The organism is Streptomyces sp. NRRL S-646 (assembly GCF_000720765.1).
Taxonomy (GTDB): Bacteria; Actinomycetota; Actinomycetes; order Streptomycetales; family Streptomycetaceae; genus Streptomyces.
Window position 1 is genome coordinate 456,309 of sequence record NZ_JODC01000011.1, and the last position, 25,993, is coordinate 482,301.

Here is a 25,993-nt window from a genome sequence, read left to right on the forward strand (position 1 = left end):
GCTGGGCAGAGGACTCGGGCAGCGTAGCCCCCGGGTCCTTTTGTGCTTTCGGAAGCGTTGTATACGAAGCGGGAAACTCCAGTTGACCGCAGGTGTACGGGGCCTTTCGGGATCGCAGAGCAGGTGATGCACCACACACGTCCTCGCAGGGACCGAGGAGGAACCAGACGTATGAGTTCTCTGCTGCTCCTGACCAATGCCCTCCAGCCGTCGACGGAGGTGCTCCCCGCCCTCGGTCTGCTCCTGCACACCGTGCGAGTGGCTCCGGCGGAGGGCCCCGCCCTCGTCGACACCCCCGGTGCCGACGTCATCCTCGTCGACGGCCGCCGTGATCTGCCCCAGGTCCGCAGCCTCTGCCAGCTGCTGCGCTCCACGGGCCCCGGCTGTCCGCTCGTCCTCGTCGTCACCGAGGGCGGCCTCGCGGCCGTCACCGCCGACTGGGGCATCGACGACGTGCTCCTCGACACCGCCGGCCCGGCGGAGGTCGAGGCGCGACTGCGGCTGGCCATGGGCCGGCAGCAGATCGTCAACGACGACTCCCCCATGGAGATCCGCAACGGCGACCTGTCGGTCGACGAGGCGACGTACTCCGCGAAGCTCAAGGGGCGGGTTCTCGACCTCACCTTCAAGGAGTTCGAGCTCCTCAAGTACCTCGCACAGCACCCGGGCCGCGTCTTCACGCGTGCGCAGCTGCTGCAGGAGGTCTGGGGCTACGACTACTTCGGCGGCACCCGGACGGTCGACGTCCATGTACGACGCCTGCGCGCCAAGCTCGGCCCCGAGCACGAGTCGCTGATCGGGACCGTCAGGAACGTCGGTTATCGATTCGTTACTCCCGAGAAGGCCGATCGCGTCTCCGACGAGGCCAAGGCCAAGGCAGACCGGGCAAAGCCGGAGGATGCGGACGAGACCGCCGCTCTGGACAGCACCGAGGTGGCGGCCGAGGCATAGCGGACCGCCGGAAGGGGCATTGCTTCCGCACAGAGAGCGTGGAGGCAAGCTCCTTCTCGCCCTGCCCAGGGCCGGTATATCCGCGTAGACTCCGCGCGTGGCCAAGGTGACTCGGGATGATGTGGCGCGACTGGCGGGGACTTCGACCGCGGTCGTCAGTTACGTCATCAACAACGGACCCCGGCCGGTCGCCCCGGCCACGCGCGAGCGTGTCCTCGCCGCCATCAAGGAGCTGGGGTACCGGCCGGACCGGGTCGCCCAGGCGATGGCGTCCCGGCGCACCGACCTCATAGGCCTGATCATCCCGGACGCGCGCCAGCCCTTCTTCGGGGAGATGGCGCACGCGGTCGAACAGGCCGCCTCCGAGCGCGGAAAGATGGTGCTCGTCGGCAACACCGACTACGTCAGCGAGCGCGAGGTCCACTACCTGCGCGCTTTCCTGGGGATGCGGGTCTCCGGGCTCATCCTCGTCTCGCACGCCCTCAACGACCAGGCCGCCGCGGAGATCGAGGCCTGGGACGCCCGGGTGGTCCTGCTGCACGAGCGGCCCGAGGCCATCGACGACGTCGCCGTCGTCACCGACGACCTGGGCGGCGCCCAGCTCGCCGTACGCCACCTCATCGAGCACGGCTACGACTACGTCGCCTGTATGGGCGGCACCGCCGAGACCCCGGCGGTCGGCGACCCCGTCTCCGACCACGTCGAGGGCTGGCGGCGCGCGATGGACGAGGCCGGGATCTCGACCGAGGGGCGGCTCTTCGAGGCGCCGTACAACCGCTACGACGCCTACCGCGTGGCGCTGGAGATCCTCTCCGGGCCGCAGCGACCGCCCGCGATCTTCTGCTCCACCGACGACCAGGCGATCGGCGTGCTGCGGGCCGCCCGCGAGCTGCGCATCGACGTGCCGGGCCGGCTGGCGGTGGCCGGCTTCGACGACATCAAGGAGGCGGCGCTGGCGGATCCTCCGTTGACCACGATTGCGTCGGACCGCAGCGCCATGGCTCGGGCCGCGGTGGATCTTGTGCTTGATGATGGGTTGCGGGTGGCCGGGGCTCGGCGGGAGCGGTTGAAGACGTTTCCTTCGCGACTGGTGGCCCGGGGTTCCTGCGGATGCTCGTAGGCGTTCGGCTTGCGGTTTGTTCGTTGTGGCTGGTCGCTCCCCCACTCTCGACTTCGCTCGAGCGGGGGGACCCCCATCGCGGCGGAGCCGCATATCAGCACAGCCCCGCGCCCCTGATGGGGCGCCTGCATGAGGTCCGGCTGAGAAGCTGACCGAAGGCGCGAGAACGCTCTTTATATCGGGCAAACAAGGTTCTGCCGGGCTTCTCAGCCGGCACTCAGGAAGCTCTCATGGTCACGGTTCAAGCTCGTTGTCATGACCGAGAGCTTCCGCCGCAGCGGCGAGTACGAGAGCTATGACAGCTACGGGAACCCGCAGCAGGGCACCCCGCAGCACGCCTCCTCCCCTGTGAACCCCGAGTGGCCGCCCCCGCCGGCGCAGCCACCGGTGCAGCAGGTCATGGTCGAGCCCGCCGCTCCGGCACCGAAGAAGCGGGCCCGGGGCCCCATGGCCCTGCTGGCAGCCGTGGCGATCGTCGCCGCGGCGATCGGCGGCGGCACCGCGTACGGCTTCCAGGAGCTGACCGGCAACGACACCGTCGCCACCAGCAGCACCAGCACCAATGTGGTGCCGGCCGGCAAGAAGGGTGACGTCGCCACCATCGCCGCGGCGGTCAGCCCGAGCGTGGTCGAGATCAGCGCCACGCTGAGCAACGGCTCGTCGACCGGCTCCGGCGTGATCATCACCAGCGGCGGCGAGGTCGTCACCAACAACCACGTCATCTCCGGCGCCCAGTCGATCAAGGTGACGACCAGCAGCGGGAAGTCGTACACCGCGAAGGTCGTCGGCACCGACAGCAAGAAGGACCTCGCCCTGATCAAGCTGGAGGGCGCCTCCGGTCTCAGGCCGGCCACGCTCGGCAACTCCTCCGGCGTCCAGGTCGGCGACACGGTCGTGGCGATCGGCTCCCCCGAGGGCCTGAGCGGCACGGTCACCAGTGGCATCGTCTCGGCCCTGAACCGCGACGTGACCGTCTCGACCGACGAGGGCCAGAGCCAGGGACAGGGCCAGGGCGGCGGTGACGGCCGGTGGCCGTTCTCCTTCGGCGGCCAGCAGTTCAACGGCGACACGGGGTCCTCGACGACGACGTACAAGGCGATCCAGACCGACGCCTCCCTCAACCCGGGCAACTCCGGCGGCGCGCTGATCGACGCCGCGGGCAACATCATCGGCATCAACTCCGCGATGTACTCGGCCAGTTCGCAGTCGTCCTCGGGTTCGTCGGACGCCGGCAGCGTCGGCCTCGGCTTCGCCATCCCGATCAACACCGTCAAGTCCGACCTGGCCACGCTGCGGTCCGGTTCCACCAGCTGATCCAGGGGCCCCCGGTCCAGTAGGGAGTACGTCATGTTCCAGCAGGTTTCCCACACCGCCGCCGGCACCGACCCGGCCGGTCTCGCCCTGGCCCTCGAGGTGGCGTACGAACTGCACGCACCGACGACCCGGGCGCCCGAGGTGGCCCCGCAGCTGATGGGCCTGCACACCACGGCCGCCCGCCCGCACCGCCGCAAGGTGCCGCTGAACCGGCTCGCGACGATGCACGGCTGATCCCCGCCGCTGCTCCTGTCTTCACGTGCCCGCAGGGAAACATGCGACGCTGAGGGCGTTCAGCAGTGCCGGCCCCCTGAGCTCCTGTCGTCCCACCGCACCCGAGGAATCCGAATCCCATGAGCCCCGCCGATGGCGACCGTGACCCGCAGCGCATCCTGATCGTCGACGACGAGCCGGCCGTACGCGAAGCGCTCCAGCGCAGCCTCGCCTTCGAGGGCTACGAGACGGAGGTCGCGGTCGACGGTGCGGACGCCCTGGAGAAGGCGACGGCGTACCAGCCCGACCTGGTCGTCCTCGACATCCAGATGCCGCGCATGGACGGCCTGACCGCGGCACGCCGCATGCGGGGGGCGGGCACGACAACGCCGATCCTGATGCTGACGGCGCGCGACACCGTCGGCGACCGCGTGACGGGCCTGGACGCCGGCGCCGACGACTACCTGGTCAAGCCCTTCGAGCTGGACGAGCTGTTCGCGCGCGTCCGTGCCCTGCTGCGGCGCAGCTCGTACGCGGCCGCGGCGGCTGCCGGGGCCCTCCAGGAGGACGAGGCACTGACCTTCGCCGACCTGCGGATGGATCTGGCGACCCGGGAGGTGACGCGGGGCGGGCGCCCGGTGGAGCTGACCCGCACGGAGTTCACCCTCCTGGAGATGTTCATGGCCCACCCGCGTCAGGTGCTCACGCGTGAGCAGATCCTGAAGGCGGTGTGGGGCTTCGACTTCGAGCCGAGCTCCAATTCTCTGGACGTGTATGTGATGTACCTGCGCCGCAAGACGGAGGCGGGCGGGGAGCCGCGCCTCGTGCACACCGTGCGGGGCGTCGGGTACGTACTGCGGCAGGGCGGCGCGGAGTGAGGAAGGTTCTGCGCCGCTTCCAGACGCTGCCGATCCGCTCGCGGCTGGCGATGCTCGTCGCTGCCGCTGTGGCGTTTGCGGTGGCGGCGGTGTCGGTGACCTGTTGGTTCATTGTGCAGGGGAAGCTGTACGACCAGGTCAACGACGATCTCAACCAGATGGCGGGCAGGCCCGGCACGGTCAACCAGCTGCTGCAGAGGTGCACGCAGAACCCGCAGGAGAACACCCAGAACTATCCGGGCCGGAACAACTACGTTCAAGCGATCAAGGAGAGCGGCGCACCCTGCGTCGACCCGAGCTCCCCTGGCACGGTCCAGGTCACCGGCTCCGACAAGGACGTGATCAAGGCGGGGAAGTTCCTCCGGGGTACTTTCCGCAACGGCACCGACGACCACGGCAACGCCGTCCGCGTGCTGACCCTGTACCTGGGCGTCGACCAGAACGACTCACAGGGGGTCGCGCTGCAACTCGCGGTCCCGCTCAAGGGCACGCAGTCCACCCTCAACGAACTCGCCCTGATCCTCCTCCTCGTCTCCGGCGTCGGAGTCCTCGGCGCCGGCGCCGCAGGCCTCGCGGTCGCCCGCGCGGGACTGCGCCCAGTCGACAAACTCACCGAGGCCGTCGAACACGTGGCCCGGACCGAGGACCTGGGCATCCGCATCCCGGTGGAGGACGACGCCGAGGACGAGGTGGCCCGGCTGTCCCGCTCCTTCAACTCGATGACCGCGTCCCTCGCCAGCTCCCGCGACCTGCAGCAACAGCTCATCGCCGACGCCGGCCACGAACTCCGCACCCCCCTCACCTCCCTCCGCACCAACATCGAACTCCTCACCCGCAGCGAGGAGACCGGCCGCCCCCTCCCCCCGGCCGACCGCAAGGCGCTGCTCGCCTCTGTGAAGGCGCAGATGACCGAACTGGCCGCGCTGATCGGCGACTTGCAGGAGCTGTCGCGGTCGGCGGGCCAGCGGGGCGAGCGGGTGCAGGTGATCTCGCTGGAGGACACGGTGGAAGCGGCGCTGCGCCGGGCACGGCTGCGCGGGCCGGAGCTGACGATCACGGCGGACCTGCATCCCTGGTACGTACGGGCGGAGCCCTCCGCCCTGGAGCGGGCGGTCGTCAACATCCTCGACAACGCGGTGAAGTTCAGCCCCGAGGGCGGCACCATCGAGGTGGAGCTCGGCAGCGGCATCCTGACCGTCCGCGACCACGGCCCCGGCATCCCCGCCGAGGAACTCCCCTACGTCTTCGACCGCTTCTGGCGCTCACCGAGCGCACGGGCGCTGCCGGGCTCGGGCCTGGGTCTGTCGATAGTCGCGCGGACGGTGGAGCAGGCGGGCGGCGAGGTCACCCTGGCCCGCGCGGAGGGCGGCGGCACGGTGGCGACGGTACGGCTGCCGGGGGCGCCGACGCCGCCGCCGGAAGGGCCGTAGTCCGGCCGGCCTCAGCCGCGCTTCGGGCCGGTGATCGTCTCCCCGATCACGAATCCTTCGAGGGGCCTTCGGGAATGGTGACCTCGGTGCCGTAGGGGACGCGGTGGATGTCCTCCCAGTCGGAACACCGGTGCGGGGTCGGGTGCGGCGAGCAGTGACCGGCCGCAGCTGACCGACGCGCAGGCCGCGGACCAGGAGGTCGCGGACTGGCTGGCCGGCTGGACGCCGACCGCCTCCTGACTCCCTCAGCTCCCCGCTCTACGATCACCTCGGACATGGATGCCGGGGAGGGCGTATGGGCGGGGACACGGGCGGGATCGAGCGGGTGTACCGAAGACGGCGCGGGCTGCCGTGGCTGCAGCTGGGCCTTATGGCGGTGATCGGCGCGAACGCCCTCATCCAGGCGACCCGATTCGACGATCCGTACGCCTATCGCGACGGGCCGCCCGGATGGGCGCCGTTGGCGGTGTCACTGCTCATGGTGGCGACCTTCGTCCGTATCGCACTGGAGCAAGTGCGGGCGCACACCCGCGTCACGGCTTCCGGCATCACCGTTCAGGGGCGCCTGCGCTCTCGCTCCTGGACCTGGCACGAGGTGTACGACATCCGGGTCGAGCACGCTCCACGCGGAATGGGCTCGATGGGCCCCCGCTGGCTCAGCTTCCTCTACGACGAGGAGGGCCGCCGTCACCTGCTCTGGCATCTCGACGACTGGCAGCTGGCCGACCCGTATGCCGAGGTCTCGGAGCTGTGCCTGACGGCCGCCCCGTACCGCAGCCTGGCCTGGGAGCCACGTCCTGAGGTCGAGGCGCGGATCCTGCGCGGGGCGGCACGGCGCAAGGCGTGGACGTGGGCTGCATACGGGGCGCTCGCGGTGCTGATCGCCATGTCCGTGGTCGACTTCTGGGAGGCCGTCGACGGGCGGCCCGAGCATGCGTTCCTGCTGCTCGTCTGCGTACCGCTGGTCTCCTTCGGCGTCCTGGGCGCCGCACTCGACCGGTACTGGGGCGGTCGTCCGCCGGTCTCCCCCGTACCGCGGCCGTAGCGTCCGGTCAGTAGTTGCCGAGCATGCCTGGGGAGTCGATGTCGACGGTGAGGATGCCGGGCGGGTAGTCGCTGTCCCGGCCGGTCAGGATGATCGACATACCGCCGGACTCGTGGTGCGGAGTGGCGACGTAGAGCGCGTGACAGATGTCGGGACCGCCCCACCCGTCCCGGATCATCCCGCCGACCGTGGCCGCCGCAGTCTGGCCGAGCGGGTCGATCATGACCCCGGGGAGTGCGAGAACGTCGCTCGCCACCCCTTTCTCGGTCGACTCCGCGTACATCAGACACAGTGCCGGGATGTGCAGCCAGTCCCCCGGCGTGTGGGCGACGTTGTCGGCGAGGTGGTGCAGAGCGCGGTGCCCCTGGGACAGGGCGACAACCGCGCTCGTGTCGAGAATGATCACGCGGCCCCGCCCCGCAGGCCGTGCATCTTCTCGGCAGCCATCGCATAGATGTTGGCCAGGACATCCGGCCCTTGATCGAACTCCTCGTCGGTCAGCGTGCAGCCCATGCGCTCACGCAGCACCTTGCGGGTCGCGGCGACGCGCTCCGCGATCTGCTCCGCCGTGAGCTGCTCCGAGGCCAACTGCTCGACAAGCTGCCCCAAAGTCATCCCCCGCTCCTTGGCCACCTGGGCGAGATGGTCGCGGGCCTGCCGGGACACCTGAATGGTCGTGTGCTCTGCCATGGCTCCACCATAGGGCCGCTACTGCACCCCGGTGCCCATTCCGCACCCACATCACCCGAACATGTGGGCTACCACCTGAGGATCATCGTCTCGTCCTGCGTCGGCGGTACGTCGGCCACGGCGTCCGGCAGCGGCTCGGCGAGCCGGGCGTAGGCGCCCAAGCGGGCGAGGAGTTCCTGGTGGGTGCCCGCCTCCACCAGGCGGCCCCGGTCGACGACGAGGATCCGGTCCGCGTCCGGTGCGAGGCTCAGGTCGTGCGTGATCATGATCGTCGTACGGCCCGCCATCAGCTTGCGCAGCGGTGTCACCACCTGGCGGGCGGCCACCGCGTCCAGGCCCGCGGTCGGTTCGTCCAGGACCAGGACCGGTGCGGCGCGGAGCATCGCGCGGGCGATGGCGACGCGCTGCAGCTGGCCGCCGGAGAGGGCGGCCGTGCCGGGCGCGATGTGGGTGTCGTACCCCTCGGGCAGGGCGGTGATGAAGTTGTGCGCCGCCGCCTCGCGGGCCGCCTGCTCGATCTCCTCGTCGCTCGCGCCGGGCCGCCCGCAGGCGATGTTCTCCCGGATGGTGCCGCTGAGGACGAGGGTCTCCTGGGGCAGCAGCGCCACGTTCTCGCGCAGGAACTCCAGCGGTACGTCCGTGAGCGGGACGCCGTCCAGGGTGATCGTGCCCTGCGCGGGGTCGTAGAAGCGGGTGAGGAGCTTCGAGAGGGTCGACTTGCCTGCGCCGCTCGAACCGGTGACGATCACCAGCTCGCCGGGCCCCGCGGTGAAGGTCACGTCGCGCAGGGAGGCGCGGCGGGACTCGGGGTAGCGGAAGGACACGTCGTGGAAGGCGACCCAGCCGCGCACCGGCCATTCGGCGACCGGTTGGGCGGGGTCGGCCACGGCGGGCTTCGCGTCCAGGATCTCGTTCAGGCGCTGGGCGCCCGCGGTGGCCGCGGTGAGGGTGAGGCCGAGCCGGCCGAGGTTGCGGACCGGCGGGTAGAGGTAGCCCAGGAAGGCGGCGAAGGCGAGGAGCTGGCCGAGGGTCATACGGCCGGCCGAGATCTCCCAGACGCCCAGGCCGATGACGGCCAGCACGCAGAGGGTCTCCACGACCTCGACGAACTGCTCGTACATCTCGCTGAGGCGGGCCCCGCGGACCGATGCCGTCATCCAGGCGCGCGCCTCGCGGTCGAGGCGCTGCTCCTCGTCCCGGCGGCGGTTGTAGGCCTGGGTGAGGACGATGTTGCCGAGCGACTCCTCCACGACGGAGGTGATCGCGCCGTCGGCGACCCGTTCGTCCTGCGAGGCCGTCCTGATACGGCCGGAGAAGCGGCGGGCGGCGAGGAGGAAGAGGGGCGCGAGGACGAACGTGGCCAGGGCCAGGTCCCAGCGCAGGTAGAGGGCGGCGCAGGAGTAGAAGACCGCCGAGAAGGCGGCCGACGCCGTGCCGACGACGCCCGAGACGACCATCTGCTCGATGGCCTCGACGTCACCGGTCAGCCGCTCGACCAGGTCGCCCTGGCGGTGCTTCTGGAAGAAGTGCGGTGGCAGGCCCTGGACATGCCGGAAGACGCCCGCCCGTAGCCGCAGCACGAATCTCTCCGCGGTCCAGGTGGCAAGGGAGTTGCCGAGGTAGCCGACGAGCGCGCCGAGCGCGGCGACGGCCAGCCAGGCACCGGCCGGGCCCCAGAAGGCGGAGAGCGAGCCGGCCTTCAGGGCGTTGTCGGTGAGCTCCGCGAACAGCAGGATCGAGGCGGTCTCGGCGAGCGCGGACACCACCACGCACGCGACGATCGCCACGAGCCACTTGCGGTCGCCGCGGGTCAGCGGCCAGAAACGGCGGAAGGCCGCACGGACCTCGCTCATGGTCGACTCCCTTCGGGCACACGGCCCTTGATACGGCCATCGGACATGGCCGAGGCGGGGCCCCGGTGCGAGCAGGATGCTCGCCGACCGGTGACCCCGCCTCGTGGCCTGGCTCAGCCCTGGTGGCCGACGGGGCGGCGCTTCGGGGCCGGGGCGGGCTTCTTCGGCGCCTTCTTGCGGGGGGCCGGGGCACCCTTCTTGCAGTCGTTCTTCTTCACCGGGGCAATCTTGTGGAAGCTCATGGGATTCTGCCTTTCTGGCTGTGAATTGCTTTGATTTACCGAGCTAAATTCTGTGTCAGCACTTGTGGCCGACGGGGCGCTTCGGCGCGGGCTTCTTCGGGGCCTTCTTCTTGGGGGCCGGCGCGGGCTTGTGGGCCTTCTTGACCGGGGCGATCTTATGGAAGCTCATTATGTTCTCCTTCGTTTCGCGTCGTTCGCTTTCGACATGGAAAACATTACGGCATTCCCGAAGCAGGAAAAGTCCAATACCGCTTAGAGGTTCCTGAGTTGATGCTGTGAGAGATTCTTATGTAAATTGCGGAACCGAATCCGCACTCACACAGCTTTTATGGGGCGCCGGGGGTGCTGCCGACCGCAAGGCCCGAGCCCTCGATCCGCACCCGAATCCCGTCCTTCTCCACCCGCACATCCCGAAGCCGCAGCTCACCGCGGTGCGGTGTGGGCAGGCGGAAGCCCAGGGACAGGCGGTCGACCAGCACCGGGCGGGTGAGCCGGGGCAGGGCGTCCAGGAGGGACGGGTCGAAGCCGAGGCGCTTGAGCAGGGCCGGGTGTTCCAGTGCCAGGTCGATGAGGTTGAGCCGCATGGCCCGGTGGATGAAGCGCGGTGAGCCCGTCACGCGCGCCAGCTCGGTGTCGGAGCGCAGGGCCGTGCGTACGACGGAGTCGGGTACGCCGAGCCGCCGTATCACCGCCGGAACCGCGAACAGCGCCTTCGCCTTCTTCGTCTCGTGCGCGAGGCGTGCGGCGGAGGTGCGGGTCAGGTGCAGGCCCTCGGAGGCGCGGGTGCCGGGCCGGTAGGTGGCCAAGTCCCCGATGTCCAGGCGCATTCCGCCGATCTGGGTGGCGATGCCGTGCTCGCCGTCCCGGCCGATACGGGCGTCGGCCCGCAGCCGGAGGTCGTGGCCGGCCACCGGGAGCGTGCCGCGCGCCAGCACCCGGTCGTGGCCTTCTCCCGTGAACGTCACCTGGGACGCGCCGAGTTCGCGGTTCAGGTCGTCGAAGGAAAGCAGTACGTCGCCGTCGAGCCGGGGAATCCCCGCGCCACGTACGGAGGTCGGTCCGTCGGGCGCGTCCAGCCGTACGTCGTGTGCGGTCGCCGTCACCGTGGCCAGCGTGACCCGGTCGGCGGCGACGTCCGGCACGGTGACCTTCACCGACTTCACTCTGCCGTTGGCGAGTTGGGTGAGGAAGGGGAAGCCGTCGATGTCCACTTCGGGCGCCGCGCTCAGGTGCATCCGGGCCTTGAGCTCATCGGCCGCCCGGCGCTCGGCGTACAGGAGCGCCCAGCGGTCGGCGAGGGTGAGGAAGGCGGCGAGGACGACGACGCCCACCACCGCCTTCAGCGCGAGCGGCAGGCCCGCGAAGCGTTTTCGCCTGCGGCGGCCGCGGCGACGGTGGTTGGGCGGAGCCCAGGGCTCGTCCTCCTCTTCCTCGCTCGCGACGAACTCGACCTCGCTTGCGGCAGAGGCACCCTCGAAAAAGTCGTTGATGTTTGTACCAGGATGCGTCGTTATGTGGTGGGGGGCACGCATCGATCCATCCGACCATGCGAACGCCCCCCACCCGCAACCTCTACCTCAGGTATGCGATCTAGCTCACGATCGTGATCCGGTCGGCCGCCGGGGGCGAAATCGGGCCGCCGGCCGAGGAGTTGGCCGTCAGGTACTTCTCCAGCGCGGCCAGGTCGTCGGTGCCCACCAGGTCACCGGTGCCCTGCCCGAGCGTCGGGAAGCCGTCACCGCCGCCCGCGAGGAAGCTGTTGGTGGCGACACGGTAGGTGGCGGCCGGGTCGATCGCGGACCCGTTGAGCTTGATGGAGTCCGTCACCACCCGGTCCGCGCCCGTCTTCGTCAGGTCCAGCGTGTACGTCAGGCCCGACGAGGGCTGCAGGATCTTCGGCGCGGCGGCGTTCGTGCCGCTCACCTGCTCCTTCAGGACCTGGATCAACTGGGCGCCGGTGAAGTTCTGCAGATTCACGGTGTTGGAGAAGGGCTGGACGGTGAAGCCCTCGGCGTAGGTGACCACCCCGTCGCCCTCGCTGCCCTTGGCCGCGTAGGTCAGCCCGGCCCGCACCCCGCCCGGGTTCATCAGCGCGAGGTCGGTCTCCGGGTCGAGCTCCTTGCCGTACGCGAGCTGCGCGTCGGCGATCAGGTCGCCCATCGGGGACTCGGTGCCGGTGTTGGGGACGTCGGCGGAGATGTAGCCGATCGTACGGTTGCCGATGGGCGCGGCCAGGGTGTTCCACTTGCCGATCAGCTCGGTCATGTCCGGCGCCTTGGCGACGGTCCGGGTGACCACGTGGTTCGCCGACTTGACCGCGGTACGGGCGATGTCACCGGTGAAGCGGTCGTACGTCAGCGTGGTGTCCGTGTAGAGACGGCCGAAGGACGCGGCCGAGGTGACCATGCGTGGCCTGCCCGCCGGGTCGGGGATCGTGCAGACGTAGGCCGCGTGCGTGTGGCCCGTGACCAGAGCGTCCACCGACGGCGTGATGTTCTTCGCGATGTCGACGATCGGGCCGGAGATGCCGCTGCCCGCGCCCGCGGAGTCGCAGTTGTAGTTGTACGAGCCGGAGGCGGGCAGGCCGCCCTCGTGGATCAGCGCGACGATCGACTTCACGCCCTGTGCCTGGAGCACACGCGCGTACTTGTTGATCGTCTCGACCTCGTCCTTGAACTTGAGGCCCTTGACTCCTTCGGCGGAGACGACTCCCGGGGTGTCCTCCAGCGTGACGCCGATGAAGCCGATCTTGACGTCCTTCTTCTTCCACACCCAGTAGGGCTTGAGGATCGGCTTGTTCGTCTTCTCGTCGAGGACGTTCGCCGCCAGGTAGGGGAAGTCGGCGCCCTCGAACTCCTGGTCCGTGTAGCAGCCGGCCGTGGGGTGGCATCCGCCGTTCTGCAGCCGGGCCAGTTCCCTGGCGCCCTCGTCGAACTCGTGGTTGCCGACGGAGGTGACGTCCAGGTCGAGCTTGTTCAGCGCCTCGATGGTGGGCTCGTCGTGGAAGAGGCCCGAGATCAGCGGGGAGGCGCCGACCATGTCGCCGCCGGCCGCCGTGATGGAGTACGCCTTGCCCTTGCGGGCCTCGCGCAGATGGGTCGCGAGGTACTCGACACCACCGGCGTCGATGGTCTTCGTCGTACCGTCGGCCTGCAGCTCGGTGACCCGGCCGGACGAGCCCGACGGCGGCTCCAGGTTGCCGTGCAGGTCGTTGAAGGACAGCAGCTGTACGTCCTGGTAGCGGCTCGGGTGGTGACCGCCGCCCTTCGTCTCGTGCGCGTCCGCCGGAAGCGCGGCGGCAAGGGCGCCGGCGGTGGCGAGTCCGGCGGCTGCGGCGACGAGACGGAACGCCCGTCTGCGGCGCGGGTACGGCTGGGAAGTGGCTGGCATGCGCCCCCCTGAGGGTCCATTGAGGCCTGCGGGTCTGCTGAATGTCATGGCCTCGTCCGGCGCAGCCTAGAGTCAACGCGCGTAGCACGAAAAGGGATTCGTGGTTACATCCTGGTTTCCCTTTGCCCTTCCGTTGACCCCCACTTTGCGGGGCGCTCCGCTTACCCTCGTACGCATGACCAGCGACGACACCGCCCGGCCCGGCCGGACCCGCTCCATCGAGACCTACTCGGCGCTCTCCCCGGAGCAGACCGAGGCCGTGCTCTCCCTGCTCGCCGCGGCCGCCGAGGACGACGGCCAGCAGGCGGTGTCCGAACAGGGGCGGCTGCAGCTGCGCGGCGGCGAACGCGAGGGCGTGTCCCATCTGCTGCTCAGCGTCGGCGACGAGCTCGTGGGTTACGCGCAGCTGGAGGACACCGACCCGGTGGAGGCGCCGGCCGCCGAGCTGGTCGTGCACCCCGCGCACCGCGGGCACGGGCACGGGCGGGCGCTCGGCTCGGCACTGCTCGCGGCCTCCGGCAAGCGGCTGCGGGTGTGGGCGCACGGCGGGCACTCCGCGGCCCGGCATCTCGCGCAGGTCCTGGGGCTCACGCTCTTCCGCGAACTGCGGCAGATGCGGCGGCCGTTGACCGACCTGAACCTGCCCGAGCCGGTGCTGCCGTCGGCCGTGACGGTCCGTACCTTCGTCCCCGGCGAGGACGACGCCGCCTGGCTCGCGGTGAACGCCGCCGCCTTCGCCCACCACCCCGAGCAGGGCTCCCTCACCCAGCGCGGCCTCGACGACCGCAAGGCCGAGCCGTGGTTCGACCCCGCGGGCTTCTTCCTCGCCTTCCAGGGCGGCGAACTCATCGGCTTCCACTGGACGAAGGTGCATGCGGCCGACCGGCTGGGTGAGGTGTACGTCCTCGGGGTGCGTCCCGGGGCGCAGGGCGGGGGGCTGGGCAAGGCCCTGACGACGATCGGGCTGCGCCATCTGGAGGCGCAGGGGCTGCCGACCGCGATGCTGTACGTCGACGGGGACAACAAGGCGGCGGTGTCGGTGTACGAGCGGCTGGGGTTCACGACGTACGAGACGGATCTGATGTACCGCACGGAGACGTGAGCCAGCCTCCGGCGGTCGGGCGGAGTGTTGTGCGGGCCAGTCGGGGTGCGCGTCCCTGGGGGCTACGCCCCCAGACCCCCATCGGCCTCCGGCCTCGTCCTCAAACGCCGGACGGGCTGAAAGTGCCGCACCGGCTCCGGCAGACAGATCCCCAACGCCACCGCCGCAATCCCCAGCAGCACCCCCCACCGCTCATGCGCATCCCCCCAGCGGGGATCACCGGCGGTGGCGAGCAGGGTCCAGCGGCTGGGGATCAGCAGGGCCCCCAGCGTCGCCGCGGTCAGGACGGCGGCCGCCACCGACGGGCCCGGTTCGGGCTCGTCCGTGAGGCGTACGGCGATGGCCGCCGCGGCCAGGGCGAGGGCGGCGGTTGCGCCGGCCTCCAGGGTGACGGCGCCGACCGGGGGACGTACGCCGTGCGGGACGAGGGCCAGTGCGGCCGTCCACCACAGCGCGGCCACCGGCGCGACCAGCAGCACCCGCAGGCCCGTGCGCACCCAACGCGGGGTGGTGACGGGTGTGGTGAGGTGCCGGGCCGGGTCGTCCAGCAGGAACGTCAGGCCCAGCGCGAAGGCGAGGGCGGCGGCCCGCAGCAGGGTGAGCGCGAGCCAGGCACCCGGCGGGCCGTCGGACAGCCGTGGCAGGGTGACGAGCAGCAGCCCCACGGCCGCACCCGCCCCGAGCGCCCGCCACGGCACCGTGCGTGCCACGGCCGCCACCAGCGCCCCGCTCACCGGCACGGTTTTGCGCTCACTTCTCACACTCGTCCGCTCACCGCCCACACTCGTCCGCCCCCTTCGGCACCTTGGTCCCGAGCACCCGCGCCACCTCGGCCGTGGTCACCTTGGGAGCCGTCAGCTGCGACCAGTGGGCCTTGACCGCGGACGTCACCTCACCGCGCGGGCGGGAGAGCAACTCCCGTACGACATCGGTCTGTCCGGCCGACATCGACACCGGGTTGGTCGGTGTCAGAGCGATCGCCGGGCCGCTCAGGCTGTCGTCGAGGCGGACGTGCTTGAGGTCGGCGAACGGGTCCGCGTCGCGGCCCAGTGCCAGCCACATCACCGTCACCACGCGGCCGTCGCAGAGCTCGCTGCCCTTCTTCTCGTCGCCGCCGACCAGCACGGAGGCGACGCCGACCGCGAACTCGGGCACCCTGTTGCCGCCCCAGCGCGTGCCGACCGTCACCTGGCCGGGTGTGGTGGACGGTTCGATCGCCGCGTCGCCGTCGAGGCCGTAGCGGGCGTCGATCCGCTGCCGTACGAGCAGGGGCCGGCTCGCGGCCGTGCCACCGGCGAGGGCCTGGACGCGGTCGACGACCCCGGCCCAGGTACCGGTCCGGGCGTTCCACTCGTCGAAGGCGCAGTACTGCGAGGCGCCGTGACGTACGCACGACTGCTCCTTCTCCGGGGAGACCGTGGCCCGCTCCCGGGCCGCCGCCAGCTCCGGCGAGACGCCTCCGGACTGCCCGACCGCGCCGGTCAGCGCGAGGGCCAGCGCACCCGCGAGACCCGCCTTCAGCGGCCAGGACCGGCCGCCGGCCGCCACCACCGCGGCCATGGCCGCCAGCAGAACCAGCCCGGCGAGGTACAGGGCGTGCCAGGCCGCGGGGCGGCCGAGCAGGTCGGACGGCAGGGTCGAGCTGCTGGTCTCGCTCACGACCGGTGACAGCCAGCGGCTCCACTGCGCATCACCCGTCCCCGTGGAGACGAAGAGCAGGGCGGTGAAGAGACCGATCACCACGATCGGGGCGGCGAACGCGGACGGGATCAGCCGGGCGACCAGCAGGCCGAGGGCCCCGAAGAGCAGCACGTACAGCGGAGCCACGGCCAGTTCGGCCACCGACCCGTGGCCCACCGCGCCCGACCGCAGCGCCTGCCAGGTGAACTGGGTCAGCACGACAAGTGCGGTGAGCACGGCGAACGGCACCACGGACAGGACGTGCCCGACCGTGCGCCGCCACGGCTCCATGACCAGCACGTCGAAGTGGCGGTCGGTACCGCGCCGGCGGGAGCGCAGCGCGGCCCGGTTGACGCAGACGAACAGGGCGATGCCGAGCAGGATCGGCGTGGCCTGGGTCGCACGGTCGACGTCCTGGAGCGCCGGGTAGGCGGCCATGCCGTCCGAGGGGGACACCAGCTTCCAGCCGGTGTAGCCGACGTAGAACAGCAGGGTCGCCGCCACCGGGATGTACTGGAGCAGATCGCGTGCCTCGAAGCGGGCGAGGGCGAACACGGCCGCCCAGCTGCGGCGCTGTTCGCCGTCTACGACGGGCGGGGCCGTCGCCTCCATGAGCGTGCTCATGCGGCCGCCACCTCCGCGCCCGCGCCGTCCAGGGTGAGCAAGTAGCCGTCCTCCAGGGTGGGTTCGAGCAGGTCGGCGCCGACGGGCGGACTGCCGACGTTGCGGAAGGTGCCCGTGCCGGTGCGCCAGCCCGCCTTCGCGCCGGGGTCGCGTTCCGTACTGCTCCACACCCGTCCGGCCGCCCGTGCGGTCAGTTCGGCGGGCGTGCCGTCGAAGCGGATGCTGCCGCCCGCCATCACCAGCACACGGTGGCAGAGCATCGCCACGTCCTCGGTCTGGTGGGTGGAGAGGAGGACGGTGCGACCCTCCCCAGCCTGTGCGATCAACTCCCGGAAGCGCATGCGCTGTTCGGGGTCGAGCCCGACGGTCGGCTCGTCGAGCACGAGGAAACCGGGGTCGCCGACCAGCGCGGCGGCCAGCGCGACCCGCTGCCGCATCCCGCCGGACAGCTTCTTGATGCGCTTGGCACGTACGTCGCCGAGGTCGACCTCGTCCAGCACGCGCCGCACCTCCCGGTGCCGGGCACCCCGGTCCGTCACCTCCTTGAGGATCGCCACATAGTCGACGAACTCGAAGGCCGTGAAGTCCGGGTGGAAGCCGGGCGTCTGCGGCAGATAGCCGAGCCTGCGCCGCACCTCCTGCCGGCCGGCCGCCGTCGCCGGGTCGTGCCCGAGCACGGTGAAGGCACCCCGGTCCGGGGGCACGGCGGTGGCCAGCACACGCAACAGGGTGGTCTTTCCTGCCCCGTTGGGCCCGAGCAGCCCGGTGACGCCCGAGGTCAGCCGCAGCGACACCTCGTCGAGGGCCTGTGTCCCGCCGAAGCGGAGACTGAGCCCGGAAGCGGAAACGGTCGGTGTCATACGGCATCCCCCTGGAAGCGGTCGAAACGGTCACGTACGAAGAAGAGCAGCCCGCCGGCGAGCGCGGCGACCGCCGCCGCCACCCCCTGGCCGGCCGCGGTGAACGGCACGGGCGTGGCGCCCGCGTCGTAGGCGCGGGCCGCCAGGAGCAGCGCCACCCACACCCCGCCGACCAGCGACGGCGCGAGCACCGGGCCGAGCCGGGCGGTGAGGACCAGGCCGGTCGAGGTCAGGGCCAGCGCGGGCAGCAGCCAGGCGAGGGCGCCCAGTCCGTAGCCCGGCAGCGCGAGCGTCGCCAGGCCGCTGAGGCCGAGCACGGCGGTGAGCACGGCCACCGTCCGCACCATCAGCAGCCTGAACCCGTGCATCGGCGCGACCACCGCCATCTCGTACGTCGGGTCCAGCGCGGGTCCGTACGACAGCGCGACCCCGCCGAGGGGCAGCAGCGGCGCAAGGGCGAGGAAGAGCGTGGGCGAGGCGGCCGCCGTACCCGCGTGGGCCGCGACGACGCTCATCACCAGCACGGCGACGACCGCACCCAGCCAGGAACGGCGCAGCACGGGCGTGGCCGCGAGCAGCCGCGCGGTGTGATCGGCGACCCCCAGCCGCATCAGCAGCCCCTCGAACACCCCCGGCCGGGGCGCATCCAGCTCGGCGTCCAGCCGCTCCCAGCCGGCGTCGACCCGGTCCGGGTCACCGACCTCGGCGAGAACGCCACGGCACTGCGCGCACGCGACGAGATGGGTGTCGGCGGACCACAGCGCGGGTGGCGCCAACTCGCCCCGGGCGTAGGCCCGTAGGTCCTCTGCATCCACATGCCAGGTCATGCCGTCACCTCCAGCACCGGCACGCGGCCCGGCAGAGCCCGGTCGCGCACCTGCCTGCCCATGCCGCCGCTTCCCTGCCCGTGCGGCCGGCGCGCGGCCCGCCAGACCCGATTGCACATCCGCCCGCTCATGTCAGCGCCTCCCGCAGTTGCTTACGGGCCCGCATCGCCCGTGTCTTGACCGTCCCCGGCGGTATCCCGAGCAGGACGGCGGCCTCCCGGGTGGTCAGGCCGTCGATGACGGTGGCCTGGAGCACCGCGCGCAGCTCCGGTGAGAGCCGGACCAGGGCACCCGCGAGATCCCCGTGCTCCACCCCCGCGAGCACGCGTTCCTCCGCGGACGCCTCGTCCCGGTGCCGCAGCCTGGACAGTGCCTGCCTGAGGCGCCCCCGGGCCCCGTCGCTCCGCAGCGCGTCGATCAGCCGCCGGGAGCCGATCCGCCACAGCCATCCGGCGACGTCGCCGTCCTCCCGGTAGCGGGCCTTGCCCCGCCAGATCGCGAGGAACGTCTCCTGTACGACGTCGTCGACCACGCCCGCGTCGGCGCACCGGCCGCGCAGCCGGGCGGTCAGCCACGGCGCGTACCGCCGGTACAGCTCCTCGAAGGCGCGCCGGTCCCCGTCCGCGGCGGCCCGCAGCAGCTCACCGTCGCTTCTCGTTTCGCTCACGTCCCCTCATCGGACCGGCCCCGCGGATCGGTTCACACGGTTTCCCTCGACTTTCTCAGGCGGCTTGACTTTCACAGGCCACTTCAACCACCCTTTCACTACTCAATTAGTGAAAGGGTGGTTGTCCGCGTGGTCGAGTACCGCATCGACCGGCGCTCCGGCGTCGCCACCTACGTCCAGATCGTCCAGCAGACCAAGCAGGCCCTCCGTCTGGGCCTCCTGGAACCGGGGGACAAGCTGCCCACAGCCCGCGAGGTGGTCGAGGCCACCGCCATCAACCCGAACACGGTCCTGAAGGCCTACCGCGAGCTGGAACGCGAGGGCCTGGTCGAGGCCCGCCGGGGCCTGGGGACCTTCGTACGGCGGTCACTGGGCACCGCACCGGCCGAGTCCCCCCTGCACGGGGAGCTGGACGTCTGGGCCGCGAAGGCCCGCGCGGCCGGCCTGGACCGGGACGACGTGGCCGCGCTCTTCACCGCCGTACTCGAGAAGCACTTCGCCGACTTCCCGGCCCAGCACAGTTCGGACCAGCACAGCCAGGGGGACCTTTCATGACCGACACCACCGGCTTCGCCCTGGAGGCGGCCGCTGTGGGCAAGCGCTTCGGCAGGCGCCGGGGGGCCGGGGGCTGGGCGCTGCGCGACTGCGGCTTCCGGCTGCCCGCGGGCCGCGTGTGCGCCGTCGTCGGCCCGAACGGGGCGGGCAAGTCCACGCTCCTGGCGCTCGCCGCCGGGCTGCTGGTCCCTACCGAGGGCAGGGTCACCGTCCTCGGCACGGACCCGGCCTCGGCCCGCGCCCGCGTGGGCTTCGTCGCGCAGGACAAGCCGCTCTACCCGCACCTCACGGTCGCCGAGACGCTGCGCATGGGCGCCGACCTCAACCCCGACCGGTGGGACGCACCGACCGCCGAGCGGATCGTCGCCGACGGCGACCTCGACCCGAAGACGAAGATCCGCGCGCTCTCCGGCGGCCAGCGCACCCGCGTCGCGCTCGCCCTCGCCCTCGCCAAGCGGCCCGAACTGCTGCTCCTGGACGAGCCGATGGCCGACCTCGACCCGCTGGCCCGGCACGAACTGATGGGGGTGCTGATGGCGCAGGCCGCGCAGTACGGCACCACGATCGTGATGTCCTCGCACGTGGTCGCCGAACTGGAGGGCTCCTGCGACCACCTGCTGCTCATAGGCGGCGGCCGCGTCCGCCTCGCCGGGGAGATCGACGAGCTGCTGGAGGCGCATGTGCGCGTGTCCGGCCTCGCGACCTCCCTCGACCCGCACACCGTCGTCGAGTCCCGTACGACGGGCCGCCAGCTCAGCGCGCTGATCCGCCCGGCGGGCCCGCTCCCGGAGGGCCTGCGCACGAGCGCGCCCTCCCTGGAGGAGCTCGTCCTCTCCTACCTGCGCAACCCCCAGGCCCCGGGTACGACACCGGCCGAAGCCGCGTCCGAGTCCGAGAAGGCCGCGCTGTGAGCGCGCTCCGGGTGCCGGGACTGCCCCGGACGGTCCTGCGGCTGCACCGCCCGGCGCTGATCGTGTGGGGTGCCTTCGTGGCCGCCCTGATCGGCTGGCTGGTCTGGCTGAACACGGTGACGTCGAGCGCGGGCGAGCGGGAGCGGGCCTACTGCGACCATCACGGGACCTGCAACATCCTGGACCAGCTGAACTACGGCCAGCGGACCGTCTGGGGCGCGACGCTCGTCTGCTACAGCTCCCTGGCCGTGGCCGCCTGGGCGGGCGCCTCCCTGATCGGCCGCGAACTGGAGTCCGGTACCGCGCAGTTGGCGTGGACACAGGGCGTCTCCCCGGCCCGCTGGCTGGCCGCCAAGCTCGCCGTGCCCGCACTGCTGCTCACGCTCGGCTGCACGGCGCTGGTCCTGGCGTACCGCCACGCCTGGAACGCCCACCCCGGCCTGCGCGACGGCGCCTGGTTCTCCGTCGTCACCTTCGTGGCCCGCGGCCCGGCGACGGTCGCCTACGCCCTGTGCGCGCTCGCCGTCGGCACGCTCACCGCCCTGCTGCTGCGCCGCACACTGCCTGCCCTCGGCGCCTCCCTCGCCGTGACCTGGGCGCTGCACTTCGTCCTGGAACGCTTCCGCGAACACCTATGGCCGCCGGTGACCCGCGTCACGGCGACCGAGGCCCTGACGACCCGGCACGCCTGGCAGCTGGAGGACGGAGCCATCGAGCACGGCCACCGCGTCGCGTACACCGGCACCACGCCATGCGACGGCACCCCCGCCCAGGTCAAGCAGTGCGCCGCAGACCTGCACATCACCGGCTACTACCAGGTCTTCCACCCCCAGTCCCACTACTGGCCCCTGCACCTCGTGGAGACCGGCATCGTCCTGACCGTCGCCGCCCTCGCGACCTTCCTCGCCTTCCGTCTCCTGCCCGCCCCTGCTCGGGCCGCCCGCAAGGAAACCCTCGTATGACCGCCCTGACCACCGGCGCCGCTCGCGCCGTCATACGAGTGCACCGCACGACGCTGATCGTGTGGGCCGTGTTCATCGTGGGCGCCGTCGCGTGTCTGGTGTGGCTGAACGAGGTCACCGCACCTTCCGCCCGCCGGACGATCGCCGCCTGCAGCCGCATCGGGCACTGCGACACCCCTTTCACCGCCCTCGGCTTCACCGAGCTGATGGGCTGGGTCGTCACCCTGGCCTACTACACCTTCTGGGCCGTCGCCGCCTGGGCGGCCACCTCGTTGATCGGCCGCGAACTGGAGCACGGCACCGCGCAGCTCGCCTGGACGCAGGGCGTGAGCCCCGCCCGCTGGCTCGCCACCAAGCTCGCCCTGCCCGCGCTGGCGATCGTCCTCGGCGGCACGCTCTTCTCCCTCGTCTACGGCTGGGCCCGGTCGGCGAACCACGCCCTGTTGGGCGACGACTGGACCTTCCCCGAGGTGTTCGCCGACCGCGGCCCCACCCTGGCGGCGTGGAGCCTCGCCGCCCTCGCCGTCGGCACGCTCAGCGCGCTCGTGCTGCGCCGCTCGCTGCCCGCGCTGGGCGTCGCGGTCACCGTGATGATCGTGCTCAACCGCTGCCTGGAGCAGTACCGCGTGGACCTGTGGCCGACGGTGACACGCACCTTCGCGAGGCCGCTTCCGATGGGCAACGGCGTCTGGCAGGTCGAGCAGGCGGGCAAGGGCACATGGGGGGTCGAGACCGGCGTCCTCGTCCACGGGCAGCGGAACCCGAACATCGACGCCTACGGCCTCTGCGACGGCACCGCCGCAGAGGCCAGGCGCTGCCTCGACAGACTGGGCATCGACGGCTACTACACCGTCTACCACCCCCAGTCCCACTACTGGCCCATGAACCTCGTCGAGACCGGCATCCTCCTCACGATCGCCGCCCTCGCGACCGCCGCCGCCTTCCTCGTCCTCCGCCGCCGCACCGCTCGCACCGTGTGAGGCATCCGATGCGCGTACGTCCTTCCACGGGGGGATGGACGTACGTATTCTCGGGGCGGCTCCCAGCAGGCTCGTACGCCGGTCCCGCCGACGTAGACGTCTGGGAGCCGCCCCCAGATATCCCGCACGCCATGTCGCCGTAACCAACGGTTCAGACAGGCTTGCGACGCTCAGCCAATGACGCCCTCCGTGCCGAAGCCTTCGCCGCCCCCCGAGGGGCCCGCGGGGAACGGGGACGCCCTCCGCTCCGCAAAAGCACTCCCACCCGCGCTTTCCGACGCGCCCGTTTCGCTGGGAACGCGGAAGAATGGGTTCATGAGTCAGCCAGACACCGCCCAGGCACAGGTCCAGCACGCGCAGCCCTCCGTGGGCTCCATCGCCGCGCACCGCCCGCACACGGTGGCCGCCGCGGTCTCCGACCTGGAACCCGACATCGATGCCGATCTCGATGCCTACGAGGAGTCGCCGTACGACGGCCCTCAGTTGCCGCAGGGTCGTTTCCTCGACCGGGAGCGCAGCTGGCTGGCGTTCAACGAGCGGGTCCTCGAACTCGCCGAGGACCCCAACACCCCGCTGCTGGAGCGCGCCAACTTCCTCGCGATCTTCGCGAGCAACCTGGACGAGTTCTTCATGGTCCGGGTGGCCGGTCTGAAGCGCCGTATCGCGACCGGTGTCGCCACCCGCTCCGCCTCCGGCCTCCAGCCCCGCGAAGTCCTCGAGATGATCTGGGCCCGCTCGCGCGAACTCATGGCCCGGCACGCCGCCTGCTACCACGAGGACGTCGCCCCCGCGCTCGCGGAGGAGGGCATCCACCTGGTCCGCTGGAGCGAGCTGACGGAAAAGGAGCAGGCCCGCCTGTTCACTCTGTTCCGCCACCAGATCTTCCCGGTGCTCACCCCCCTCGCGGTCGACCCGGCGCACCCCTTCCCCTACATCTCGGGCCTCTCCCTGAACCTGGCCGTGGTCGTACGCAACCCGGTCACCGGCCACAAGCACTTCGCCCGCGTCAAGGTCCCGCCGCTGCTGTCCCGCTTCCTGGAGAGCTCCCCCGGCCGCTACGTCCCCATAGAGGACGTCATCGCCGCCCACCTGGAGGAGCTGTTCCCGGGCATGGAGGTGCTGGAGAGCCATGCCTTCCGGCTCACCCGCAACGAGGACCTGGAGGTCGAGGAGGACGACGCCGAGAACCTCCTGCAGGCCCTGGAGAAGGAGCTCATGCGGCGCCGCTTCGGGCCACCGGTGCGCCTGGAGGTCGAGGAGTCCATCGACCGCGAGGTCCTGGACCTGCTGGTCCGCGAGCTGAAGATCAGCGAGGCCGAGGTGTACCCGCTGCCGGGTCCGCTGGACCTCACGGGCCTCTTCCGTGTCGCCGGCCTCGACCGTCCCGAGCTGAAGTACCGGAAGTTCGTCGCCGGCGTCCACCGCGACCTCGCGGAGGTCGAGTCGGCGTCCGCGCCCGACATATTCGCCGCGCTGCGCAGCCGGGACGTGCTGCTGCACCACCCGTACGACTCCTTCTCCACGTCGGTGCAGGCGTTCCTGGAGCAGGCGGCCGAGGACGAGGACGTCCTCGCGATCAAGCAGACCCTGTACCGGACCTCCGGCGACTCCCCCATAGTCAACGCGCTCATCGACGCGGCCGAGGCCGGCAAGCAGGTCCTGGTCCTGGTCGAGATCAAGGCCCGCTTCGACGAGCACGCCAACATCAAGTGGGCGCGCAAGCTGGAGGAGGCCGGCTGCCATGTGGTCTACGGCCTGGTCGGCCTGAAGACCCACTGCAAGCTGTCCCTGGTGGTCCGCCAGGAGGGCGACACGCTACGGCGTTACAGCCATGTCGGCACGGGCAACTACCACCCGAAGACCGCGAGGTTGTACGAGGACCTCGGCCTGCTGACCGCCGACCCGCAGGTCGGCGCGGACCTCTCCGACCTCTTCAACCGCCTCTCCGGCTACTCGCGCCGCGAGACGTACCGCCGTCTCCTCGTCGCCCCCAAGTCCCTGCGCGACGGCCTGATCGCGCGGATCAACAAGGAGGCCCAGCACCACCGTGCGGGCCGCCCGGCCTTCATCCGCATCAAGGTCAACTCGATGGTCGACGAGGCCCTCATCGACGCCCTCTACCGAGCGTCCCAGGCCGGCGTACCGGTCGACATCTGGGTGCGCGGCATCTGCGCGATCCGCCCCGGCGTCACGGGCCTGTCGGAGAACATCCGGGTCCGCTCGATCCTCGGCCGCTTCCTCGAACACTCCCGGGTCTTCGCCTTCGGCAACGGCGGCGAACCCGAGGTGTGGATCGGCAGCGCCGACATGATGCACCGCAACCTCGACCGCCGTATCGAGGCCCTGGTCAGGGTTACCGACCCGGCCCACCGCGCAGCCCTGAACCGGCTGTTGGAGACCGGCATGTCCGACACCACCTCGTCCTGGCACCTCGGCCCGGACGGCGAGTGGATCCGGCACGCCACCGACGCGGACGGCGGGCCCCTGCGAAACATCCAGGAGATGCTCATAGACGCCCGGAGGCGCCGGCGTGGCACAGCAACACCTTGACCCGACGGTCCCCACAGGCGAAGCCCTCGCGGGCTACCTGAGGGCCCAGGCCACGGAGTTCCTCCGCGCCCTGCGGCTGCACCGGGAAACCGGCGGTGCGAGCGGCAACGGCACGGAGGACTCCGTCGACGCGGCCCGCGCCCTGCGCCGCTCGGTCCGCCGCATCAGCGGCAGCCTGCACACGTTCCGCCCCCTCCTGGAAACGGAATGGTCGGAGTCCCTCCAGCCCGAACTGGCCTGGCTGTCCGGCACCTTGGCCATGGAACACGCCTACGCGGCAAGGCAGGAACGGCTGTTGCTGGCGCTGCACAGGTTGTCGGGGGCGACGGCATTCCCGGCCCAGACGGCTGCTGCAACGCCGGCTGTCTCTGCGTCACCGGCCGCCGTTGTGGGCAGCCGTGCCGACGTAGCTGCGGGCAGTCGTGCCGCTGGGGCGGCACCCGTCCCACTGAAAGCGGCACCGTCCCACGCGGGCCCCCCACCCCCCACGCCCACAACAGACCGCGGGAACTTGACAGTTGGCGCCGCCAAAGCAGGCGCCCTACTGGAGCGCCAGCTGACCCTGGCCCGCACCCGAGCCCACAGCACCGCCCTCCAGGCCCTGGGTTCCTCCCGCTTCCACGCCGTAGCAGACAAGATCGCAGTCCTCGCCAGCGAAGTCCCCCTCACCCCCACCACCCCCCTCCACCCCCTCGCCACCGCAGCCGAGGAGCGCCTGACCGACGCCATCACCGCGCTCCCCCTCGTCACCGCAGGCAGCCCCTACAACGCGGAGGCCCTGATCCACGGCCTCTCCCCGGACCCGTCCCCGCACCCCCAGGACGCCCCCTGGCACCAGGTCCGCCTGCTGCTGCGCCTGCACCGCTATGCCCGCGAGGCCCTCCACGGCACCGGCGGCCCCATCGACGTCCGCCTGCTGACCGCGGGCCAGGCCCTGGACCGGCACCGCGACGCCTCGGAGGCGGCGGCGGCCGCGGCCTCGGCGGCCCGTACCCCCCGGATCGCCCCGGCGACGGCGTACGCGCTCGGGGTGCTCCACGCGGACCAGCGGCACGAGGTGGAGGCAGCCCGCTTCGCCTTCCAGCAGTGCTGGCAGAAGCAGGCGGTGAGCACGCCCTGAGCCGGTGACCCCGGCGCCCTCAACCCCTG

Annotated in this window: 26 protein-coding genes and 1 pseudogene; 15 read left to right on the plus strand and 12 right to left on the minus strand. The window is 71.3% G+C overall.

Translation table 11 applies throughout. The features are described 5' to 3' along the window. Positions 1-171 precede the first annotated feature (171 nt). The 8 genes and pseudogenes from IH68_RS0130875 to IH68_RS50325 all read left to right on the plus strand — a co-directional run bounded on the left by IH68_RS0130875 (position 172) and on the right by IH68_RS50325 (position 6,951). The gene (locus IH68_RS0130875) at positions 172-951 is read left to right on the plus strand and encodes a winged helix-turn-helix transcriptional regulator (RefSeq protein ID WP_030941538.1); all 780 of its coding nucleotides are present in this window, start codon (positions 172-174) and stop codon (positions 949-951) included. A 97-nt stretch (positions 952-1,048) separates the two neighbouring features. Next, a complete protein-coding gene (locus tag IH68_RS0130880) occupies positions 1,049-2,071 on the plus strand; it encodes a LacI family DNA-binding transcriptional regulator (protein WP_030941540.1) in 1,023 nt (340 codons plus the stop codon). 255 nt (positions 2,072-2,326) lie between these two features. Then, positions 2,327-3,385, plus strand: coding sequence for a S1C family serine protease (locus IH68_RS0130885; protein WP_030941542.1), 1,059 nt, complete (start codon positions 2,327-2,329; stop codon positions 3,383-3,385). 33 nt (positions 3,386-3,418) lie between these two features. Beyond that, positions 3,419-3,619 carry a hypothetical protein gene (locus tag IH68_RS0130890; RefSeq protein ID WP_030941544.1) on the plus strand — a complete coding sequence of 67 codons (201 nt, stop codon included), beginning with the start codon at positions 3,419-3,421 and terminating at the stop codon, positions 3,617-3,619. 119 nt (positions 3,620-3,738) lie between these two features. Then, complete coding sequence (locus tag IH68_RS0130895; protein WP_030941546.1) at positions 3,739-4,476, plus strand: response regulator transcription factor; 738 nt, start codon at positions 3,739-3,741, stop codon at positions 4,474-4,476. Further along, positions 4,473-5,906: a sensor histidine kinase gene (locus IH68_RS0130900; protein ID WP_030941548.1), complete on the plus strand. Its 1,434-nt coding sequence runs from the start codon at positions 4,473-4,475 to the stop codon at positions 5,904-5,906. The genes IH68_RS0130895 and IH68_RS0130900 overlap by 4 nt, the downstream gene beginning before the upstream one ends. Before the next feature lie 120 nt (positions 5,907-6,026). Beyond that, positions 6,027-6,146 (plus strand): annotated as a pseudogene (locus IH68_RS59890) (pectin esterase); the annotation flags it as partial. A gap of 55 nt (positions 6,147-6,201) precedes the next feature. Beyond that, positions 6,202-6,951 carry a PH domain-containing protein gene (locus IH68_RS50325; protein ID WP_051833817.1) on the plus strand — a complete coding sequence of 250 codons (750 nt, stop codon included), beginning with the start codon at positions 6,202-6,204 and terminating at the stop codon, positions 6,949-6,951. 7 nt (positions 6,952-6,958) lie between these two features. Here the strand turns inward: IH68_RS50325 and IH68_RS0130910 are convergent, their stop codons facing one another. The 6 genes from IH68_RS0130910 to IH68_RS0130940 all read right to left on the minus strand — a co-directional run bounded on the left by IH68_RS0130910 (position 6,959) and on the right by IH68_RS0130940 (position 13,126). Beyond that, complete coding sequence (locus tag IH68_RS0130910) at positions 6,959-7,357, minus strand: hypothetical protein (RefSeq protein ID WP_030941552.1); 399 nt, start codon at positions 7,355-7,357, stop codon at positions 6,959-6,961. Further along, positions 7,354-7,641: a hypothetical protein gene (locus IH68_RS0130915; RefSeq protein ID WP_030941554.1), complete on the minus strand. Its 288-nt coding sequence runs from the start codon at positions 7,639-7,641 to the stop codon at positions 7,354-7,356. The genes IH68_RS0130910 and IH68_RS0130915 overlap by 4 nt, the downstream gene beginning before the upstream one ends. Positions 7,642-7,709: 68 nt before the next feature. Continuing rightward, the gene (locus IH68_RS0130920) at positions 7,710-9,494 is read right to left on the minus strand and encodes an ABC transporter ATP-binding protein (RefSeq protein WP_037885472.1); all 1,785 of its coding nucleotides are present in this window, start codon (positions 9,492-9,494) and stop codon (positions 7,710-7,712) included. A 113-nt stretch (positions 9,495-9,607) separates the two neighbouring features. Then, on the minus strand, positions 9,608-9,736 hold the full coding sequence (locus IH68_RS59210) for a hypothetical protein (RefSeq protein ID WP_267883744.1): 129 nt from the start codon (positions 9,734-9,736) through the stop codon (positions 9,608-9,610). Between the two features lie 326 nt (positions 9,737-10,062). Then, complete coding sequence (locus IH68_RS0130935) at positions 10,063-11,268, minus strand: DUF2993 domain-containing protein (protein WP_030941558.1); 1,206 nt, start codon at positions 11,266-11,268, stop codon at positions 10,063-10,065. Between the two features lie 58 nt (positions 11,269-11,326). Then, a complete protein-coding gene (locus IH68_RS0130940; protein ID WP_030941559.1) occupies positions 11,327-13,126 on the minus strand; it encodes a bifunctional metallophosphatase/5'-nucleotidase in 1,800 nt (599 codons plus the stop codon). 175 nt (positions 13,127-13,301) lie between these two features. Between IH68_RS0130940 and mshD the strand changes: the two genes are divergently transcribed. Then, on the plus strand, positions 13,302-14,228 hold the full coding sequence (gene mshD, locus IH68_RS0130945) for a mycothiol synthase (RefSeq protein WP_030941561.1): 927 nt from the start codon (positions 13,302-13,304) through the stop codon (positions 14,226-14,228). A gap of 62 nt (positions 14,229-14,290) precedes the next feature. On the opposite strand, the gene IH68_RS0130950 is transcribed toward mshD, so the two are convergent. Genes IH68_RS0130950 through IH68_RS0130970 form a run of 6 tightly spaced genes read right to left on the minus strand, consistent with a single transcriptional unit; the run spans position 14,291 to position 18,886 of the window. Beyond that, the gene (locus tag IH68_RS0130950; RefSeq protein ID WP_199931943.1) at positions 14,291-14,989 is read right to left on the minus strand and encodes an ABC transporter; all 699 of its coding nucleotides are present in this window, start codon (positions 14,987-14,989) and stop codon (positions 14,291-14,293) included. 10 nt (positions 14,990-14,999) lie between these two features. Next, positions 15,000-16,532 carry an ABC transporter gene (locus IH68_RS0130955; RefSeq protein ID WP_030941565.1) on the minus strand — a complete coding sequence of 511 codons (1,533 nt, stop codon included), beginning with the start codon at positions 16,530-16,532 and terminating at the stop codon, positions 15,000-15,002. Then, positions 16,529-17,392: an ABC transporter ATP-binding protein gene (locus tag IH68_RS0130960; protein WP_030941566.1), complete on the minus strand. Its 864-nt coding sequence runs from the start codon at positions 17,390-17,392 to the stop codon at positions 16,529-16,531. Before IH68_RS0130960 ends, IH68_RS0130955 begins: the two co-directional genes overlap by 4 nt. Next, the gene (locus IH68_RS0130965) at positions 17,389-18,219 is read right to left on the minus strand and encodes a membrane protein (RefSeq protein WP_030941568.1); all 831 of its coding nucleotides are present in this window, start codon (positions 18,217-18,219) and stop codon (positions 17,389-17,391) included. The genes IH68_RS0130960 and IH68_RS0130965 overlap by 4 nt, the downstream gene beginning before the upstream one ends. Beyond that, positions 18,216-18,350: a hypothetical protein gene (locus IH68_RS59215; protein ID WP_267883745.1), complete on the minus strand. Its 135-nt coding sequence runs from the start codon at positions 18,348-18,350 to the stop codon at positions 18,216-18,218. Before IH68_RS59215 ends, IH68_RS0130965 begins: the two co-directional genes overlap by 4 nt. Next, on the minus strand, positions 18,347-18,886 hold the full coding sequence (locus tag IH68_RS0130970) for an RNA polymerase sigma factor (RefSeq protein WP_030941569.1): 540 nt from the start codon (positions 18,884-18,886) through the stop codon (positions 18,347-18,349). The genes IH68_RS59215 and IH68_RS0130970 overlap by 4 nt, the downstream gene beginning before the upstream one ends. Before the next feature lie 129 nt (positions 18,887-19,015). On the opposite strand from IH68_RS0130970, the gene IH68_RS0130975 reads away from it, so the two are divergent. From IH68_RS0130975 to IH68_RS0131005, 6 genes are all read left to right on the plus strand, one after another. Next, entirely contained in the window at positions 19,016-19,441 is a 426-nt protein-coding gene (locus tag IH68_RS0130975) for a GntR family transcriptional regulator (protein ID WP_030941571.1), read from the plus strand. Next, positions 19,438-20,352 carry an ABC transporter ATP-binding protein gene (locus tag IH68_RS0130980; RefSeq protein ID WP_030941573.1) on the plus strand — a complete coding sequence of 305 codons (915 nt, stop codon included), beginning with the start codon at positions 19,438-19,440 and terminating at the stop codon, positions 20,350-20,352. Before IH68_RS0130975 ends, IH68_RS0130980 begins: the two co-directional genes overlap by 4 nt. After that, the gene (locus tag IH68_RS50330; RefSeq protein ID WP_037885475.1) at positions 20,349-21,314 is read left to right on the plus strand and encodes an ABC transporter permease subunit; all 966 of its coding nucleotides are present in this window, start codon (positions 20,349-20,351) and stop codon (positions 21,312-21,314) included. Before IH68_RS0130980 ends, IH68_RS50330 begins: the two co-directional genes overlap by 4 nt. After that, on the plus strand, positions 21,311-22,294 hold the full coding sequence (locus IH68_RS0130990; RefSeq protein WP_030941575.1) for a hypothetical protein: 984 nt from the start codon (positions 21,311-21,313) through the stop codon (positions 22,292-22,294). Before IH68_RS50330 ends, IH68_RS0130990 begins: the two co-directional genes overlap by 4 nt. A gap of 315 nt (positions 22,295-22,609) precedes the next feature. Beyond that, positions 22,610-24,844 (plus strand): RNA degradosome polyphosphate kinase, encoded by a 2,235-nt coding sequence (locus IH68_RS0131000; RefSeq protein WP_030941577.1) that lies wholly within the window; start codon positions 22,610-22,612, stop codon positions 24,842-24,844. Then, positions 24,825-25,964 (plus strand): CHAD domain-containing protein, encoded by a 1,140-nt coding sequence (locus tag IH68_RS0131005; RefSeq protein WP_030941579.1) that lies wholly within the window; start codon positions 24,825-24,827, stop codon positions 25,962-25,964. The genes IH68_RS0131000 and IH68_RS0131005 overlap by 20 nt, the downstream gene beginning before the upstream one ends. Positions 25,965-25,993 lie beyond the last annotated feature (29 nt).